The organism is Altererythrobacter chaiwopuensis, from assembly GCF_054957755.1.
This window is the reverse complement of record NZ_JBTXJG010000001.1, coordinates 297517-313522: the sequence shown is the minus strand read 5'-3', so window position 1 is coordinate 313522 and position 16006 is coordinate 297517. Positions and strand designations below refer to the sequence as shown.

At 62.0% G+C, this 16006-nt stretch carries 22 protein-coding genes; 15 read left to right on the top strand and 7 right to left on the bottom strand.

The genetic code is table 11. The features are described 5' to 3' along the window. Nucleotides 1-3 precede the first annotated feature (3 nt). Together ACX2DJ_RS01610 and ACX2DJ_RS01605 are read right to left on the bottom strand one after the other, a co-directional pair. Nucleotides 4-1332, bottom strand: a complete 1329-nt coding sequence (locus ACX2DJ_RS01610; protein WP_462570599.1) for a DNA-packaging protein — start codon at nt 1330-1332, stop codon at nt 4-6. Further along, complete coding sequence (locus tag ACX2DJ_RS01605) at nt 1322-1801, bottom strand: hypothetical protein (RefSeq protein WP_462570598.1); 480 nt, start codon at nt 1799-1801, stop codon at nt 1322-1324. Before ACX2DJ_RS01605 ends, ACX2DJ_RS01610 begins: the two co-directional genes overlap by 11 nt. A gap of 248 nt (nt 1802-2049) precedes the next feature. Here ACX2DJ_RS01605 and ACX2DJ_RS01600 point away from each other — a divergent pair, with 248 nt between their 5' ends. Next, complete coding sequence (locus ACX2DJ_RS01600; RefSeq protein WP_462570597.1) at nt 2050-2706, top strand: YqaA family protein; 657 nt, start codon at nt 2050-2052, stop codon at nt 2704-2706. A gap of 38 nt (nt 2707-2744) precedes the next feature. On the opposite strand, the gene spt is transcribed toward ACX2DJ_RS01600, so the two are convergent. The 3 genes from spt to ACX2DJ_RS01585 form a co-directional block, all read right to left on the bottom strand. Further along, nucleotides 2745-3965: a serine palmitoyltransferase gene (gene spt, locus ACX2DJ_RS01595; protein WP_462570595.1), complete on the bottom strand. Its 1221-nt coding sequence runs from the start codon at nt 3963-3965 to the stop codon at nt 2745-2747. Nucleotides 3966-3978: 13 nt separating this feature from the next. Next, entirely contained in the window at nt 3979-4221 is a 243-nt protein-coding gene (locus tag ACX2DJ_RS01590; protein WP_462570593.1) for an acyl carrier protein, read from the bottom strand. Between the two features lie 125 nt (nt 4222-4346). Continuing rightward, nucleotides 4347-4715 (bottom strand): response regulator, encoded by a 369-nt coding sequence (locus ACX2DJ_RS01585; RefSeq protein ID WP_462570592.1) that lies wholly within the window; start codon nt 4713-4715, stop codon nt 4347-4349. Between the two features lie 45 nt (nt 4716-4760). Between ACX2DJ_RS01585 and ACX2DJ_RS01580 the strand changes: the two genes are divergently transcribed. From ACX2DJ_RS01580 to ACX2DJ_RS01560, 5 genes are read left to right on the top strand one after another with little or no spacing between them, the layout of a single operon-like run. After that, complete coding sequence (locus ACX2DJ_RS01580; RefSeq protein ID WP_462570591.1) at nt 4761-5042, top strand: DUF3572 family protein; 282 nt, start codon at nt 4761-4763, stop codon at nt 5040-5042. Next, a complete protein-coding gene (locus ACX2DJ_RS01575; RefSeq protein ID WP_462570590.1) occupies nt 5039-5668 on the top strand; it encodes an HAD family hydrolase in 630 nt (209 codons plus the stop codon). The genes ACX2DJ_RS01580 and ACX2DJ_RS01575 overlap by 4 nt, the downstream gene beginning before the upstream one ends. After that, nucleotides 5665-6126, top strand: coding sequence for a RidA family protein (locus ACX2DJ_RS01570; protein WP_462570589.1), 462 nt, complete (start codon nt 5665-5667; stop codon nt 6124-6126). Before ACX2DJ_RS01575 ends, ACX2DJ_RS01570 begins: the two co-directional genes overlap by 4 nt. After that, nucleotides 6119-6847, top strand: coding sequence for a glycerophosphodiester phosphodiesterase family protein (locus ACX2DJ_RS01565; RefSeq protein WP_462570588.1), 729 nt, complete (start codon nt 6119-6121; stop codon nt 6845-6847). The genes ACX2DJ_RS01570 and ACX2DJ_RS01565 overlap by 8 nt, the downstream gene beginning before the upstream one ends. Beyond that, nucleotides 6844-7992 carry a GNAT family N-acetyltransferase gene (locus ACX2DJ_RS01560; protein ID WP_462570587.1) on the top strand — a complete coding sequence of 383 codons (1149 nt, stop codon included), beginning with the start codon at nt 6844-6846 and terminating at the stop codon, nt 7990-7992. Before ACX2DJ_RS01565 ends, ACX2DJ_RS01560 begins: the two co-directional genes overlap by 4 nt. Here ACX2DJ_RS01560 and ACX2DJ_RS01555 read toward each other — a convergent pair whose 3' ends face one another. After that, on the bottom strand, nt 7993-8322 hold the full coding sequence (locus ACX2DJ_RS01555; protein ID WP_462570585.1) for an SEL1-like repeat protein: 330 nt from the start codon (nt 8320-8322) through the stop codon (nt 7993-7995). Between the two features lie 301 nt (nt 8323-8623). On the opposite strand from ACX2DJ_RS01555, the gene dksA reads away from it, so the two are divergent. From dksA to ACX2DJ_RS01515, 8 genes are all read left to right on the top strand, one after another. Beyond that, a complete protein-coding gene (dksA, locus tag ACX2DJ_RS01550; protein ID WP_462570584.1) occupies nt 8624-9082 on the top strand; it encodes an RNA polymerase-binding protein DksA in 459 nt (152 codons plus the stop codon). A 130-nt stretch (nt 9083-9212) separates the two neighbouring features. Next, nucleotides 9213-9485, top strand: a complete 273-nt coding sequence (locus ACX2DJ_RS01545) for a PilZ domain-containing protein (protein WP_462570583.1) — start codon at nt 9213-9215, stop codon at nt 9483-9485. Nucleotides 9486-9694: 209 nt separating this feature from the next. Beyond that, a complete protein-coding gene (locus ACX2DJ_RS01540) occupies nt 9695-11083 on the top strand; it encodes an ABC transporter substrate-binding protein (protein ID WP_462570582.1) in 1389 nt (462 codons plus the stop codon). An 18-nt stretch (nt 11084-11101) separates the two neighbouring features. Then, nucleotides 11102-11518: a DUF4112 domain-containing protein gene (locus tag ACX2DJ_RS01535; protein ID WP_462570581.1), complete on the top strand. Its 417-nt coding sequence runs from the start codon at nt 11102-11104 to the stop codon at nt 11516-11518. 35 nt (nt 11519-11553) lie between these two features. Continuing rightward, complete coding sequence (locus ACX2DJ_RS01530; protein ID WP_462570580.1) at nt 11554-12345, top strand: tryptophan 2,3-dioxygenase; 792 nt, start codon at nt 11554-11556, stop codon at nt 12343-12345. Next, nucleotides 12342-12989, top strand: a complete 648-nt coding sequence (gene kynB / locus ACX2DJ_RS01525; protein ID WP_462570579.1) for an arylformamidase — start codon at nt 12342-12344, stop codon at nt 12987-12989. The genes ACX2DJ_RS01530 and kynB overlap by 4 nt, the downstream gene beginning before the upstream one ends. Next, entirely contained in the window at nt 12982-14199 is a 1218-nt protein-coding gene (gene kynU, locus ACX2DJ_RS01520) for a kynureninase (protein WP_462570578.1), read from the top strand. Before kynB ends, kynU begins: the two co-directional genes overlap by 8 nt. 42 nt (nt 14200-14241) lie before the next feature. Then, on the top strand, nt 14242-14367 hold the full coding sequence (locus ACX2DJ_RS01515; RefSeq protein ID WP_462570577.1) for a hypothetical protein: 126 nt from the start codon (nt 14242-14244) through the stop codon (nt 14365-14367). Nucleotides 14368-14417: 50 nt separating this feature from the next. Here the strand turns inward: ACX2DJ_RS01515 and ACX2DJ_RS01510 are convergent, their stop codons facing one another. Continuing rightward, nucleotides 14418-15008, bottom strand: coding sequence for an HNH endonuclease (locus tag ACX2DJ_RS01510; RefSeq protein ID WP_462572522.1), 591 nt, complete (start codon nt 15006-15008; stop codon nt 14418-14420). 159 nt (nt 15009-15167) lie between these two features. Between ACX2DJ_RS01510 and gluQRS the strand changes: the two genes are divergently transcribed. Beyond that, nucleotides 15168-15998: a tRNA glutamyl-Q(34) synthetase GluQRS gene (gluQRS, locus tag ACX2DJ_RS01505; protein ID WP_462570576.1), complete on the top strand. Its 831-nt coding sequence runs from the start codon at nt 15168-15170 to the stop codon at nt 15996-15998. Nucleotides 15999-16006: the final 8 nt, after the last annotated feature.

Sequence of the window (16006 nt, the reverse complement as noted above, 5' to 3'; positions counted from 1 at the left end):
GAATCAGACTTGCAGCACACGCGGCGCGCGGTGCGGCCCGAGCATCAGTTCGGTCAGCGTCCAGACGAGCGCATCGGCACGGTCGGGGCTGCGGCCCGGCCCGGCATATTCGCCGCCCGCCATGAATCCGCAGAGCTGGTCTTCAAGCTGCGGAAACACACCGACATGCCTGACGCGGCCCGCTTCGTAGAGCGCGGCGACCGGTTCGGCGCGGGCGGCCTTGCCGCGGCTGGCACGCACCAGCCGCAGCGGCATGCGAATGTCCGCAGCGCGCAGCACGCTGGCGACCATTTCGCCGCCTTGGTTGGCTTCTGCGACAACCCGCTCGGCGGCCCAGGCGTTGGCGGCTTCGGCCACCGCCCTGGCCCAGCGCTCGGGGCTGGCCTTCTCGACCGAGCAGTCGGCCAACACCCTGGCGGTGCCATCGGCGCATCGCGCTGCCACGATGATGCCGCAGGCATCCCCGGACGAGGAGGTCGGGGGATCCACCCCAACCACCACGCGCACCGCCTGTGATGCGGGTTGCGGTTCGCGCAGGCCTTCGATCAGGCTGCGGCTCCACAGCGCGCCTTCCATATCCGTCAGCAATTCACCAGCCAGTTCTTGCCGGGCAAGCTGGCTTCCGCCGAATTCCTGCTCCATCGCCGCGATGAAGCGGGCGGGCAGGTGGGCGGCATTCTCCCAGGTTGTACCGCGCGTTACTTTTGTGGCGGAGTTCGCCTCGCCTGCGAGCAGGCGAGTGAGCAGCGGCACATTGCGCGGTGTGGTGGTGACGGCTACCTTTTGCTCCCCGCCCAACCGCAGGCCGAGCAGGAGATTGTCCCAGCACCGCGTCGCACGGTCGTGGGATCGTGGCCACTTGCCGATTTCATCACACCAGGCGTGGCTGTGTTGCGGCCCGCGCAGGCTTTCGGGTTCGCTTGCCGAATAAAGCGTCGCCTGCGCCCCGCCGGCAAAGCGAAGGCGCCTGAGCGAAGGTTCGAACACCGGCATTCTGCCGGGCGGAGAACAGGCGAGTATTCCGCTTTCGCCTTCGACCATTACCGCCCTGGCTTCGCTCAAGGATGCGGCAACCAGCGCAATGTGCGCGTCCGGGTTGCCCTCAGCAACGCAGCGGACCCATTCCGCGCCCGTGCGGGTCTTGCCGAAGCCGCGGCCCGCCAGGATGAGCCACACCCGCCAGTCGCCCGCAGGGGCAAGCTGGGAAGTGCGTGCCCAGAAGCGCCAGTCATAAATGAACTCTTCACGTTCGCTTGCGCTTAGCCATTGAACCAGCTCTTCTCTCAGTTCGGGGCTGGAATCGGCCAGCCAGTCATAGCGGTCAGCCGTCATTCCCGGCTCGTGCGGCCTGTTGTTGCATGACGCGCCGACGAATCTCCTCGACCTTTCGGTCGATCGATGCGCGCACCTCTGACGGGCTGACATTGCCGTGTTGCGCTTTGGCTTGCACAACATTCTCTCGATGCGATGAGAGCAGCCGGATGGCGTTGGCAAAATCGTATTTGCCGCCATCGGGCGTTTGCAGATCGCCTTCACGCAGGCGCCGGAGCACTTCCAGTTCAAGATGCTCGTACCCTTCCCAGAGCGCCTCGAGCCAATACTGGGCGAATTCCTTTTCGGCGCGCCGCACCTTGTAGGCGCGGCTGGGGTTGATCCCGGCCTTACGCGCCGCTTCGGAAACATTGGATGTCTCCGCCAGGCAATCGAGGAACAAGCCCCGCCAGTGGCGGTTGAGGCCGGACTTTTCGCCGGATTTCTGGCTCGGCTTGATCTTGGTGCGGCTGGCGCGCCGTTTTGTCATGAGCGGGTCTCCTGGTTCGCGAGCATGGCCGGAATAAAGCGAAGGCGGCCACCCCGGTTGCCCGTGGTGCCGCCTGCCGTTCGAATCACACTATCGCGATGTTCCGTTTCTCTAACCAATTAGCGTGACAATGTCAATGTAAAAGTGCCAAATAGGTTATTTCTCAAATCGGTTGCGCGGGTTTGCTGCCTGCCGTAATCGCCGCGGAAAGCCGAAGGGCCTGAAACGTCCATGGGAATGCACTCTTCATGATCATGAAACCGCTGCGCGGCCTCTACGACTGGACCATGGCCAAGGCTGCGCATCCCAAAGCGGAGTGGTGGCTGGCCTTCTTCGCCTTCGTCGAATCGAGCTTCTTCCCGATTCCGCCGCATCCCTTGCTCGGCCTGATGTGTCTGGCGGAGCCGAAGAAGGCGATCCGTTTTGCGCTGATCTGCACCGTGGCATCGGTGTTGGGCGGGCTGTTTGGCTATGCCATTGGATACTTCCTCTACGAAGCCGTTGGCGCCTGGCTGCTCGGCGCGCTTGGCCTTACCGAAAGCTTCCTGCCCGCCGCCTGCTACCTGCGCGAATATGATTGGGAAGTGATTGTGGTGGCGGGAACCACGCCGGTGCCGTTCAAGCTGCTGACGATCACTGCCGGCTTCATCGAAATGAACCTGGTCTCCTTTACCCTGGCGGCGATTGCCGGGCGGGGGGCGATCTTTATGGTGGTGGGCGTGCTGTTCCGCCTGTTCGGCGCGCCGATCAAGGCCTTGATCGACAAATTTCTCGGCACCGTCACCACCGTGTTCGTGGTGCTGGTTATCGGCGGTTTCGTGCTGCTGACACAGTTGAGCAATGGCAATGGCGAGGATGATCCCTCAGACGCGTGCGCGCAGGTGACCAGCCTCGACCAGATCTGATCAGACAGCGGCGGGCAACCCGCACCTGACCAGGCGGATCAGATAATCCCCACGGCCTTGCCTGCGCGTTCGAACATGCCGAGAATCGTGTCGACTTCCTCATGGCTGTGTTCGGCACACAGCGAACAGCGCAGCAGTGTCATATTGGCAGGGGTCGCCGGCGGACGCGCCAGATTGACGTAGAGCCCTTCCTTGAGCAGCGCCTCCCACATGGCGGCGCCCCTTTCCAGATCGGGCATGATTACCGCCACGATCGCGCTCTGCGGCTCTTCGGTGCCAAGCTGGAAGCCCAGCGCCTTCAACCCGCCGTGAAGCCGCTTCGAATTCTCCCACAGATGCGCCCGCTTGTTCGAACCATGCATCAGCTTGCGGATGCTGGTTTCCGCGGTCGCCACCACGCTGGGCGGCAGCGATGCGGTGAAGACATAGGGGCGGCACACCAGGCGCATGATCTCGAACTTGGGATGGTTCGAAACGCAGAATCCGCCGACCGTGCCGACGCTCTTGGAAAAGGTGCCGATGATGAAATCGACATCGTCGATCACGCCCTGCGCTTCGGCCACGCCGCGGCCGTGCTCGCCGATGAAGCCCATCGAATGCGCCTCGTCGACCAGCACCATGGCGCCGTATTGCTTGGCAATGCGGACCATTTCCTTGAGCGGCGCAACGTCTCCCAGCATCGAATAGACGCCTTCGAGCACCACCAGCTTGCCCGCTCCCTCGGGAATGCGGCGCAGGCGCTTCTCCATCGCTTCGATATCGTTGTGCTTGAACGGCACCACTTCGGCATTGCCCAATGCGCAGCCATCCCAGATCGAGGCATGGCTATCGATGTCGAGCACGATGTAATCGCCCTTGCCCGCGATGGTCGAGATGATCCCGAGGTTGGCCTGATACCCGGTCGAGAAAACCATGGCATGGTCCATGGCGTAAAATTCCTTGAGCGCTTCCTCGCACTCCTTGTGGCCCTGGTACGTACCGTTGAGCACGCGGCTGCCGGTGGTGCCTGAACCGAACTGGTCGAGCGCTTGCTTGCCGGCCTCGATAACATCCTCATCGAACGTCATGCCCATGTAATTGTAGGTGCCGAGCAGGATGGTGTCGCGCCCATTGCAGATCGCCCTTGTTGGCGAGAGCACTTTCTCCATCACGAGGTTGAACGGATCTTCCACCCCGCTGGCGAGCAGCCCCTCGCGCATGGCGATGAGATCGTCGAATTTGGAAAAGAGATCGCCTGCCTGGCCGGTCTGTTCGCTCATCGTCGCGGCCTTCTTACTGGTCTTGCAGCTTGGTCACCGCATCCACCAATTGCCCGAAATTCTCGATCTCGGCCTGTTGGTTCATGCTGATGATGATGTCGAATTCGTCTTCAATTTCAGCGACGAAATCCATCACTGTAAGGCTGTCGAACTCAAGATCGCTCGCAAAGGTCGTCGCTTCGGTGATTTCGACGCCCTTCTTGTTGAAGGGTTCGATCAATGAGCGGATCCTGGTGTCGACTTCGGCGCGGTCCATCGGGGGCAATACCTTCTTTCAATATCTGTACGCGGCGCGTGCCACGCGATTGCGGCGGAAAAGCGGCTCTTGGCACCAATTGTCAAGCGTTGCCGGCTTTGTGACGGGTTTGTTGCACCGGCTGTTCAATCGGGCAACAGCTCCTTCACGGCATTCATGAACGGCAATATGGAAATCGGCTTGGCGAGATATCCCGATGCGCCGGCCGCGCGGATCCTCTCTTCGTCACCCTTCGCGGCATAGGCCGTTACGGCCAGGATGGGGATCGAGCGCAGATGCAAATCGCGCTTGGCCTCTTCGATCAAATCCAAGCCGGAAACCTCGGGCAACTGGATGTCCATGATGATCAAGTCCGGCGAAAGCTGTCGCGCCGTATCGAGTGCAGTCGCCCCGTCGCCCACCGGCGCCACCTCGAAGCCATTGGCCTTCAATACGTCGCAGAACAATTTCCGATTAAGGTCGTTATCCTCGACAACCAGTATTCTCTTTGCCACTGCCCTCTGGCACTCCCGTCATTTCTGCCTAACTAGATTAACGACATGCGCGCCACAATTCACAATCCCGCCCAATCCCCCGATGCGGCCACTCTTGCGCTGGCTGCGCTCGGCTGGATTCTGCAGGGCGAAGATCGCGCCGAGCGGTTTCTGGCCCTGACCGGGCTTGATCCCGATGGCCTGCGCGCGAGGCTGGGCGAATCGGCGCTGCATATGTCAGTGCTCGAATTTCTGGCGAATCACGAACCCGATCTGATGCGCTGTGCGGAAGCGTTGGCCGTAACACCTGAAGAGCTGGTCATTGCCGGCAAGGAGCTATCCCGATGAGCCGCCCGCTTGTGATAAGCGACTGCGATGAAGTGCTGTTGCACATGGTCGCACATTTCAAGGAATGGCTCGAAGAAAGCCAGGGCGTGCACTTCGAGCTCAAGGGCAACAATTTCAACACCGCCATGCGTTGGGCCGATAATGGCCAGCCGCTTGAGCAAAAGGACATCTGGCGCTTTCTCGGCGGATTTTTCGATACCGAGATGCACCGTCAGCTGCCGATCGAAGGTGCGGTAACGGGGATCAATCGCCTTGCCGAAGATGCCGATGTGGTGATCCTGACCAATCTCAATGATGAGCGGCAGGAGCGGCGCACGCGCCAGCTTGCCGATTGCGGGATCCACGCCAGGGTGTTCACCAACCAGGGCCCCAAGGGGCCTGCCTTGCAGGCAATTCTCGAGGAGCTCGCGCCAAGCAGGGCGATCTTCATCGACGATCTACCGCAGCACCACCAGTCCGCTGCGGAAATTGTACCAGGGGTGAGCCGGTTGCATCTGTGCGGAGAGCCGATGATCTCGGAGCATATCGATTGTGCCCACAAACAAGGCCATGCGCACGCGCGAATAGACAATTGGGCAGAAGCATTGCCCTGGCTACTCGAAGAACTGGAAAGGGATCCACGATGACTATCGAAGCACGCCTGCAGGAATTAGGGATCACCTTGCCCCAGGCAGCGGCGCCGGTCGCCAGCTATGTGCCGGTGGTGGTGCAGGGCGGGTTTGCCCATGTCTCGGGGCAATTGCCATTTGTGGGCGGCAAACTTGTGACCGGGCGGCTGGGTGAGGATGTAAGCCTGGAAGATGGTATGGCGGCCGCGCGGGCTTGCGGCTTGATGATCCTGGCCCAGCTCAAGGCCGAACTCGGCTCGCTCGATAGGGTGGCGCGCGTGGTCAAGCTGGGCGCTTTCGTAAACTCAACCGGCGATTTTACCGATCAGCCAAAAGTAGCCAATGGCGCTTCTGACCTGATGGCCGAGGTGTTCGGCGATGCCGGCAAGCATGCGCGGGCTGCGGTGGGCGTGCCGGTGTTGCCGCTTGGCGCCGCGGTCGAAGTAGATGCGGTGGTCGCGCTCAAAGGTGAGTAATCGGCAGGCTCCCGCCTGGCTCACCGAGTGGGAATATGCCCACCGCGGGCTGCATGGAGTTGGCGTGCCCGAGAATTCGCTGCAAGGCGCGCGGCTGGCGATCGAGCGCGGCATGGGGATCGAATGCGATACCCAGCGCAGCGCCGACGATCACCCGATGGTGTTTCACGATTGGGAGCTGAAGCGGCTGACTGGTTTGCAGGGCGATTTCGGCAGCAGGGCCGCCGACGAACTGAGCGCTTATCGCTATCTCGAAAGCAATGAGCACATTGCTTCGCTGAAGGATCTGTTGGCGCTGATCGGGGGCCGGGTTCCGCTGCTGATCGAGATCAAGTCTAAGCGCGGCTATCACGTAGAGCGAAGCTGCGCGATCGTGAAACAAGCGCTTGAGGCATATTCCGGGAACCATGCCGTAATGAGCTTCGATCCGCGCGTGGCGCGCTGGTTCCGGCGAAACTCGCCGGAAACTTGCGTCGGTCTGGTGATGCGCGAAGACGAGCATGGGCAGACGCAGAAGCTGTGGCAGCGGCGGCTGGCCCTGTGGTTCGCGAAACCCGATTTCCTCGCCTATCATATCGCCGCACTGCCCAATCCCTGGGTCAGGGGGCTGCGCGCCGGGGGGCTCCCCATCCTCACCTGGACGGTCAATTCGCCTGAAACGCGTGCTCGCGCGCTCGAGCATGCCGATGCGCCGATCAGCGAAGGGGCGGGGCTGGCATGAGCGAAGGCGATCCCCCTGGCGAATTGACGGTGCGGCTCGCGCCGTCGGTGGGCTCGCTTCCCGCCGATCAGTGGAACGCGCTTGGCGGTGATCGCAATCACTTCATGAGCCATGAATTCCTCTCCGCGCTGGAAGATTCCGGCAGCGTGGGAGAAGGCACGGGCTGGGATCCGGTACCGATCGTGGTGATGGATGCTGAAGAGCGGCTGCTTGGCGCCCTGCCTAGCTACGTCAAGGGGCACAGCCAGGGCGAATATGTGTTCGACCATGCCTGGGCTGATGCGCTGCAACGAGCCGGTGGGCGTTACTATCCCAAGCTGCAAATCGCCGCGCCATTCACCCCTGCCAATGGACCGCGGCTGCTGCTGCGCGATGAAAGCCTTGCGCCTCACCTGCTGAAAGCGGCAGAAACCGTGTGCCTGCAGAATGGGTTTTCCTCGGCCCATGCGACCTTCATTGAGCCGGACCAACGCCATCTCTTCGAACAGGCTGGCTGGTTGATGCGCAGCGATATCCAGTTCCACTGGGAAAATCGCGGCTATGCGAGTTTCGACGATTTTCTTGGTGAGCTTGCTTCGCGCAAACGCCGCGCGCTGCGCAAGGAACGCGCCGCCGCGCAGGAAGGGGTCAGGATCGAACGATTGTCGGGCGATGACATCCGGCCCGATCATTGGGATGCATTCTGGGGTTTCTATCAGGATACCGGTGCGCGCAAATGGGGCTCGCCCTATCTCACGCGTGAGGCGTTCACACTGATTGGCGAACGGATGGCAGACCGGATTGTCCTGATCCTGGCCTATATGGACGGATTGCCGATTGCGGGCGCGCTCAATTTCCTCGGCAAGGACGCTTTATACGGTCGCTATTGGGGGTGCAGCCTGGACAAGCGCTTCCTGCACTTCGAGCTGTGTTACTATCAGGCGATCGAAATTGCGATCGAACGCGGATTAAAGCGGGTCGAAGCCGGGGCACAGGGCGGGCACAAGCTTTCGCGCGGATACGAACCGGTCAAGACCTGGTCTGCGCATTGGCTCGCCGATCCCGGATTTCGCGCCGCCGTGGCCGATTTCCTCGCGCGCGAACGCCAGGGCGTGGCGCTCGACCAGAATTATCTTGTCCAGCGTACGCCCTTCAGGAAAGCTTGATCAGGCGGCTTTGCGGCGCTCGTTCGCCAGCCATTCGCGGGCCTGGCGCTGTGCTTCGGCAATCTCACGCGCTGTCATCTCTTCGGAGATGTCAGCGCGGCACCAGGAAGCTTCTTCATGGCCCTTGGAGGCCGCGAGGTTGAACCACTTGTGCGCTTCTATCAGATCGCATTCCATGCCGTGGCTGCCGGTCGAATAAGCAACACCCAGGTCGAAGTAGGCGGTGATCTCGCCTTGCGAAGCGGCAGCGAGGCATTGCGCGATAATGCGGTTTGCTTCGGCAGTGTTCAGCGTGCTGGCTGATCTAGCGTCGATACCCTTGAGATCCATCGTTCGGTCCCCCATTGTTTGAGCAGATCCGCTCCCCTGCCGATCCGCTTGGGGAGAATTCGCCTGAACATGGTCAACAATTCGTTAACGCGAAGCGGAACTTTTTGTCCTTCCCGCAGACTGCTGCATGTTTGCCGCAGGTTAATCCTCAGTCTTTATTGGGGGGCAAATCGAAACGGCTTGTGCGTGCCATGGGCCGCGCCTATAGGGCCGCGCAGAGGGTCACCCCCTCGCCACCGTAAATGCGGGGTAGCAGGACATGGAACAGTCAGGCACGGGATGACTTGGTTGAGAGGACTACATGGCCACTGCGGCATCTGAAGAAATCGACATTCTCGAAAAGGCGAAGCGTATTCTGGGACCGGACTACACACCAAGTGAGGACGAGCCCTACATGAACGAAAGGCAGCAGAGCTATTTTCGCACGCTGCTGCTCGAATGGAAGCGCTCAATCTATCACGCGGCGGATCAAACCTTGCAGTCGCTGCAGGATGGCCCGATCCGCGAGCCTGATCTCAATGACCGCGCTTCAAGCGAGACCGATTGGGGCATCGAATTGCGCACGCGTGACCGGCAGCGCAAGCTCATCTCGAAGATCGACGCGGCGCTGCGCCGGATCGATCAGGGTGAATACGGCTATTGCGAAGTGACTGGCGATCCAATCGGGCTCAAGCGCCTGATCGCGCGCCCGGTGGCAACCATGACAGTTGAAGCGCAGGAAGCGCATGAACGGCGCGAGAAGATTTCGCGCGACGATTGACCTGTATTGCGCCGGACTGCGCCTTGAATCGCGGTTAGCCTTTCTTTAGCAAACACCAGATATAAGGCACGATTGCGCCGGCAATCCGGTGTGTGAATGGTTAACCGAGAATGCGGGGGCAAACCGAAACATGAGCGGTGTCCAAAGGCGCAGTGTCGAACGCGAGGGCGTCTTCCTTTTGGCGGAAGCACGCGTGGGGCGGGACCCTGCGCAGCATCGGATCAAGGTGCGTAATCTTTCCCAGCGCGGCTTGATGGGCGAGGGTCCGGTTCAGGTTGCCAGCGGTACGCGGGTGTCGATCGACTTGCCTGAAGTTGGCAGTGTGGTCGGCACTGTTGTGTGGGTGCAGCAACCGCGGTTCGGTGTGGCCTTTGACGAAGAAGTCGAACGGCTGAGCGCTTGATCTGAGGCCGCCGGTCGGCTTCGGCCAGCCATTATCCGTCCAACAGCCGCCGACCAGCGCGAATTCAGCTAAGGGTACCGTGCGGTGCTATTCATCGCTGACCCGTGCGTCCTTTGCTGCTAACCGGCTTGGTGATGCGATTCTTGTTCGCCATATCTGTCTTTCTTCTGGCTGCCTGTGGCCCCAGCGGGCCGGAAGGCCCGGTTCAGGTGGCCATAATCGGGGAATCGGGCGAACTTTCGGATACCGGTGTGCGGCTCTCGCCAGCCGGCCAGCATTTGCGCGCGGCGACCGCTGAGGGGCTGGTCGCACTTGATGCCAGCGGGCAGATTGTCCCTGCGCTGGCCGAACGCTGGATCATCACCGATGACGGACGCAGCTATATCTTCCGCCTGCGCAATTCGGAATGGCCTGACGGCGAAACGATCAGTGCCAACCAAGTGCGTCAATCGCTGCGCGCTGCATTGCGCAGCCTCAGGGGCAGCTCGCTCGGCTTGGACTTGCAAAAGGTTGAAGATGTGCGGGCGATGACGGGCCGCGTGATCGAGATGCGGCTCTCAAGCCCGATGCCCGATTTTCTTCGCTTGCTGGCCCAACCTGAGCTGGGGATCATGCGCGGCGGAATGGGAGCTGGCCCGATGGAGGCGAGCCCGGATGACGCTAGCGGCGGAATCAGGCTTGTGGCCCTGCCGCCGCAACGCCGGGGGCTGCCCGCGCGCGCGCAGTGGGATGAATCCGCGCGCCCGCTCATAGTGCGCGCCATGGCGGCACCCGATGCAGTCGAAGCATTCTCTGCCGGCGAGGCCGATCTGGTGCTCAACGGCCAGATTGCCAGCTTTCCGCTGGCCGACACCGGGCCGCTCACGCGCGGGACGATCCGGGTTGACGGCGCGCACGGCCTTTTTGGCCTGGTTGTCAGGAACGACGATGGTTTCCTGGGCGATCCGTCGCGCCGTGAGGCCCTGTCGATGGCGATTGATCGCGACGGGCTGATGCAACCGCTCAATATTGGCGGCTGGCAGGCCGCGACATGGATCGTACCGCTGGGCTCGCTTGGCGAGAGCGGCCCACAGCAGCTCCGGTGGGAAAACCTTTCGCTGCAGCAGCGGCGCGCTTTGGCGCGCCAACGCGTTGCAGCTTGGGAAAGCGCGCAGGGCAAGCAGGCAGTGGTCCGGATCGCCTTGCCTGCCGGACCGGGAAGCGATGCCTTGTTTGCCCAGTTGTCGGGGGACTTCGGCCTTGTCGGAGTGACCGCAGTACAGGTTCGCCCAGGTGAAAGTGCGGATCTGGAACTGCGCGATCGGCTTGCGAGGTATTACTCGCCGCGCTGGTATCTTGACCAGTTCAATTGCAGTCTCCGGCTGGGGTTGTGTTCGCCCGAAGCGGATGAACTGGTTGCGCAGTCGATTGCGCTGACCGATCCTTCCGCGCAAACGCAACTGCTGGTCCAGGCGCACCGTGTCCTGATCGGTAGAGAGGTGTTCATCCCGCTAGGCGCGCCGATACGATGGTCGCTCGTTCGAGGCGACGTATTTGGTTTCGAGGCGAATGAATGGGGCATGCATCCCTTGTTCCCGCTGTCTCTCCCGCCTAATTAGCGGGAACAGGAGAAAAACGTGCCTGATCAGCAACGCCCGCGGCCAGTCGGCCTCAACCTGCCTGTCGGCAGCGATCCGCAATCGGTTCGCCAGCGGGTGGAAGCGCTGGAGTTCTTGCTTGAGCGCAGCTTCCGTATCCCGGGAATAAACTTCCCCGTCGGGCTCGATGCGATTGTCGGCCTGATCCCGGTGCTGGGTGATGTCGTGACTGCGGCGATGGGTGCCTATCTGGTGTGGGAAGCGCGCAACCTCGGCGTGCCCAAGTGGAAGCTCTGGCGCATGGGGGCGAATGTGGCCTTCGACGCGGCGCTGGGCTTTGTACCGCTGGTGGGCGATGCGGCTGACCTTGTGTTCCGATCGAACACCCGAAACCTCAGGATCATCAGGAAGCATCTCGACAAACACCATCCAGCGACACGGGTGATCGAGGGGTAGTTTCATTTGTGAACGTCCCGCGCTAGGCATTTTGCATGACGCAGGACGTAACCTATTCCAGCTATCTCGATCTCGATCGCATCCTTGGTGCGCAGCATCCCGCATCGGGCGCGCATGACGAGATGCTGTTCATCATTGTTCACCAGGCCAGCGAGCTGTGGCTCAAGCTCTGCCTGCACGAGCTGAGCGAGGCGCGCGAACACATAGCAGCGGATAATTTGCGCCCGGCTTTCAAGATGTTGGCGCGTGTGGCGCGCGCGCAGGGCCAGCTGATCCAGAGCTGGGACGTGCTCAGCACCATGACCCCGCATGACTATTCCACCATTCGGCCGCACCTGGGCTCGTCGAGCGGGTTTCAATCGTGGCAATACCGGATGATGGAATTCATGCTGGGCGGGCGCAATCCCGACATGATCGCGCTGCATGACAAGCTGCCCGAAGCCGCCGCAATATTGAGGCAAGAGTCTGAAACGCCAAGCCTTTATGACGAGGCGGTGAGATTGCTCTCACGGCGCGGATTCGCGATCGACAAGGCCGTGCTGGAGCGGGACATAACGGCACCCTACGGGCACTCAATCAGCGTCGAAGCCGCCTGGGCCGAGATTTACCGAAATCCGCAAGAGCACTGGGATCTCTACGAGCTGGCTGAGAAGCTGGTCGACCTCGAATATCATTTCCAGCGCTGGCGCTTCGGGCACCTCAAGACCGTCGAGCGCATCATCGGCTTCAAGCGCGGAACGGGCGGGACGCCGGGCGTGCCCTACCTCGCCGGGGTGCTGAAGCAGGCCTTCTTCCCCGAACTGCTGAGCGTGCGAACCGCGATATGAGCAGCTGGAATTCCGCCCGCCGCATTTGGGACATTTCTCAGAGGTTGCGGCCCGGCCTGCCGGTGTGGCCCGGAGATACCGCATTCGGGCAGTCGGCCACCTGGCAGATCGGGGAGGGCTCTCCGGTCAATGTCTCGGCGCTCACCATGTCGACCCATTCAGGCGCGCATGCCGATGCCCCGCTGCATTACGATGCCGCCTCGCCCGACATCGCCTCGGTCGAACTGGATGCCTATATCGGTGAATGCCTGGTGGTCGATGCGCGAGGCTGCGGGCGGCTGGTCGAACCGGAGCACCTGCCCAAGCTGGACGGTGTGCGCCGCGTTGTGTTCCGCACCTATGAGCGCTTCCCGCACGAGACATGGGACGCCCAGCACACAGCCATTGCGCCCGCGACGATTCACGCACTGGCTGCTGCGGGAGTGATTCTCGTAGGCATGGATGGTCCCTCGCTCGACCCGCAGGATTCCAAGTCAATGGATGCGCACAAGGCCGTGCTCAAGGCGGATATGCGCGTGCTCGAAGGGCTGGTGCTCGACGATGTGCCGGAAGGCCGCTATGAATTGATCGCCCTGCCGCTGCCGATCGTCGGCGGCGATGCGTCGCCGGTGCGGGCTATTTTGCGCGAGCTGCCCGATGCTTGAAAAGGCAAAGGAACTCGACGCCGCCGATCCGCTCGGCGAATATCGCACGCGCTTCACCCTGCCCGAAGGCGTGATCTATCTTGACGGCAATTCGCTGGGTGCGTTGCCCAGCGCGACGCCCGCGCGGCTCGAGCAGGTAATCCGCAGCGAATGGGGCGAAGGGCTGATCCGCAGCTGGAACGATGCGGACTGGATCGGCGCTGCGCGGCGCGTGGGGGGCAAGATTGCGCCCTTGATTGGGGCGGAGGCGCATGAAGTCGTTGCCGCTGACAGCACCAGCGTCAACCTGTTCAAGCTGATCGCCGCCGCGCTCGACATGCGTCCCGGACGCAAGGTGATCCTGAGCGAACCCGGCAACTTCCCCACCGATCTCTACATGATCGCGGGGCTTGAGCGGCAGGGGCTGGCGCAGCGGCGGCTGGCCGATCGTGGGCAAATCGCCGAAGCATTGGGCGACGACGTCGCGCTGCTGCTCTTGACCCATGTCCATTACAAGAGCGGCGAAGTGTTCGACATGGCGGCGCTGACCCGCGCGGCGCATGAGGCAGGCGCGCTGGTGCTGTGGGACCTGTCGCATTCGGGCGGCGCGCTGCCGGTCGAACTCAATGCGTGCGGGGCCGATTTCGCGGTCGGTTGCGGGTACAAATATCTGAACGGCGGGCCGGGTGCGCCTGCCTATGCCTTCGTTGCCGAGCGCCATCATGCAGCGTTCAACCAACCGCTGACCGGCTGGTTCGGGCACGCAGCGCCCTTTGCCTTCAGCGACGATTATGCGCCCGCGCCCGGCATCGACCGGCTGCAATGCGGCACATCGCCGATACTGGGGTTGGCGGCGCTAGAAGTGGGGGTCGATCTGATCGCCGAAATCGGGGTCGACCGGCTTTATGCCAAATCGCAGGCGCTGTCCGAGTTCTTCCTCGAAGCCTTGCGCGAATGGGGCCTCGATCTCGAACTCGTCAGCTCGCTTGATGGTGCGCAGCGCGGCAGCCAGCTCTCGTTCCGCCATCCTGAGGCTTATGCTATCTGCCAAGCCCTCATCGCAAGGGGCGTGATCGGCGATTTCCGCGATCCCGACATTCTGCGGCTGGGCTTCGCACCTGCATACTTGCGTTTCGCGGACATGGCTGAAGCCGCGCGGCATCTGGCCGAGGTGATCTCAACCGGCGAGTGGCAGCGGGCGGAGTTCAACCTGCGCAGCGTCGTAACCTGATTCGTCATTGCGACCCCGGTCTTGAACCGGGGGAAGCAATCCATGGCCAGACGCCCGAACTTTCAACCTGCCGTCAATTTCATGATCAACTACAAGGGCGCCGCGATCTATTCCTCGATCTCAACGGTTAGGCCGTGGATTGCTTTGTCGCTGCGCTCCTCGCAATGACGAGTACGAGATGTTCAGGCAATGGGCGGCAGTGACGAGGATGGAACTCCTCACTCTTCCAGCTCGATGTCCCAATAGAGATAGTCGAGCCAGGTTTCGTGCAAGTGGTTGGGCGGGAACAGCCGCCCGCGCTGCTGCAATTGCCAGCTGGTCGGGCGGATCGGCCTTTCGTGCAAGTGCATCTGTGCCTGTTTCGGCGTGCGCCCGCCCTTCCTGGCATTACACGGCGCGCAGGCGGTGACGATGTTTTCCCATGTGGTTTTGCCGCCTATCCGGCGCGGGATCACATGGTCGAAGGTCAAGTGGTCATGCGCGCCGCAATACTGGCACTGGAAACTGTCGCGCAGGAACAGGTTGAAGCGCGTGAAGGCGGGAAATTCGCTTTGCCGCACATATTGCCGCAGCGCGATCACGCTGGGGATCTTCATGTCGAGGCTGGGCGAATGCACTTCGCGCTCATAGCTGGCAACGATATCCACCCGGTCGAGGAACACCGCCTTGATCGCGGTCTGCCACGGCCACAGGCTGAGCGGGTAATAGGACAGCGGAGTGTAATCGGCGTTGAGCACGAGCGCGGGGCAGGACGAAAGGTTCCGCGTTGGATCCCCGCCCGGGCTGCGGTATCGCGCCGCCTGGTCGATCAGTTCGGCCTTAAACACTTTGACGCCACACGGTCATGTGTCCTCCCTGATTGATCTCACAGAATCACTTGCCGATGAAAGCGTCAACCCCGTGACAAAATGTGTTTCCACAAGCATGGTTTGACCCATGCAGCAGTTTACCGGAAATTCGAGTCAAGCATGATCGTCACCAGATTCGCGCCCAGCCCCAACGGCATGCTGCATCTGGGGCATGCTTATAGCGCAATTATCGCGCATGATCTGGCGAAGAATGCCGGTGGGCGTTTCCTGCTGCGGATCGAGGATATCGACGGCGCGCGCAGCCGGCCCGAACTGGCAGAGGAATTTCGGCGCGATCTCGCCTGGCTGGGGCTTGAGTGGCAGGAAGTGCCCGCGCAATCGGGCAGGCTGGAAAGCTATCAGGCGGCAGCGCAGCGCCTGCTCGATATGGGCCTGCTCTATCGCTGCACCTGCACCCGCCAGCAGGTTGCGGCGGCCAGCCCGCGCATCGGGCCTGACGGTCCGGTATATCCCGGCACCTGCAAACGAAGCGCGCCCGATCCATCGCAGCCAGCCGCCCTGCGGCTCGATATGGAGAAGGCGCTGGCGCTGGCGGGGCCGCTTGAATGGGACGACGAGATCGCGGGGGTGATCCCGGCCGATCCGGGCCAGTTCGGCGATGTGGTGCTGGTGCGCAAGGATGAGCCCGCCAGCTATCATCTCGCGGTCACGCTTGACGATGCGGCGGACGGAGTAACGCTGGTGACGCGCGGGGCAGACCTGTTCGATGCGACGCATATCCACCGCTTGCTGCAGGCGCTGCTCGATCTGCCCGTGCCGCGCTGGCACCACCACGCATTGCTGCTCGACGAGAGCGGGAAGAAGCTGGCAAAACGCAGGGGCAGCACTTCGCTTGCCGATCGGCGCAAGGCGGGTGAAGACGGGGTGTTGCTTGCAGCGCAACTGCGGTTGCAGTGTTTTCCTGCTGGTATCTCGCTCTCGAAGGCCTAAATGGAGCG

Excerpts from the sequence above, each read along its gene's own strand:
- ACX2DJ_RS01555 (WP_462570585.1), bottom strand. The coding sequence starts at position 8,322 with ATGGATCTCAAGGGTATCGACGCTAGATCAGCCAGCACGCTGAACACT.
- ACX2DJ_RS01610 (WP_462570599.1), bottom strand. The coding sequence starts at position 1,332 with ATGACGGCTGACCGCTATGACTGGCTGGCCGATTCCAGCCCCGAACTG.
- ACX2DJ_RS01545 (WP_462570583.1), top strand. The coding sequence starts at position 9,213 with ATGAGCGGTGTCCAAAGGCGCAGTGTCGAACGCGAGGGCGTCTTCCTT.
- ACX2DJ_RS01570 (WP_462570589.1), top strand. The coding sequence starts at position 5,665 with ATGACTATCGAAGCACGCCTGCAGGAATTAGGGATCACCTTGCCCCAG.
- ACX2DJ_RS01605 (WP_462570598.1), bottom strand. The coding sequence starts at position 1,801 with ATGACAAAACGGCGCGCCAGCCGCACCAAGATCAAGCCGAGCCAGAAA.
- spt (WP_462570595.1), bottom strand. The coding sequence starts at position 3,965 with ATGAGCGAACAGACCGGCCAGGCAGGCGATCTCTTTTCCAAATTCGAC.
- ACX2DJ_RS01580 (WP_462570591.1), top strand. The coding sequence starts at position 4,761 with ATGCGCGCCACAATTCACAATCCCGCCCAATCCCCCGATGCGGCCACT.
- kynB (WP_462570579.1), top strand. The coding sequence starts at position 12,342 with ATGAGCAGCTGGAATTCCGCCCGCCGCATTTGGGACATTTCTCAGAGG.
- dksA (WP_462570584.1), top strand. The coding sequence starts at position 8,624 with ATGGCCACTGCGGCATCTGAAGAAATCGACATTCTCGAAAAGGCGAAG.
- ACX2DJ_RS01590 (WP_462570593.1), bottom strand. The coding sequence starts at position 4,221 with ATGGACCGCGCCGAAGTCGACACCAGGATCCGCTCATTGATCGAACCC.
- ACX2DJ_RS01600 (WP_462570597.1), top strand. The coding sequence starts at position 2,050 with ATGATCATGAAACCGCTGCGCGGCCTCTACGACTGGACCATGGCCAAG.
- gluQRS (WP_462570576.1), top strand. The coding sequence starts at position 15,168 with ATGATCGTCACCAGATTCGCGCCCAGCCCCAACGGCATGCTGCATCTG.
- ACX2DJ_RS01530 (WP_462570580.1), top strand. The coding sequence starts at position 11,554 with ATGACGCAGGACGTAACCTATTCCAGCTATCTCGATCTCGATCGCATC.
- ACX2DJ_RS01560 (WP_462570587.1), top strand. The coding sequence starts at position 6,844 with ATGAGCGAAGGCGATCCCCCTGGCGAATTGACGGTGCGGCTCGCGCCG.
- ACX2DJ_RS01515 (WP_462570577.1), top strand. The coding sequence starts at position 14,242 with ATGGCCAGACGCCCGAACTTTCAACCTGCCGTCAATTTCATGATCAAC.
- kynU (WP_462570578.1), top strand. The coding sequence starts at position 12,982 with ATGCTTGAAAAGGCAAAGGAACTCGACGCCGCCGATCCGCTCGGCGAA.
- ACX2DJ_RS01575 (WP_462570590.1), top strand. The coding sequence starts at position 5,039 with ATGAGCCGCCCGCTTGTGATAAGCGACTGCGATGAAGTGCTGTTGCAC.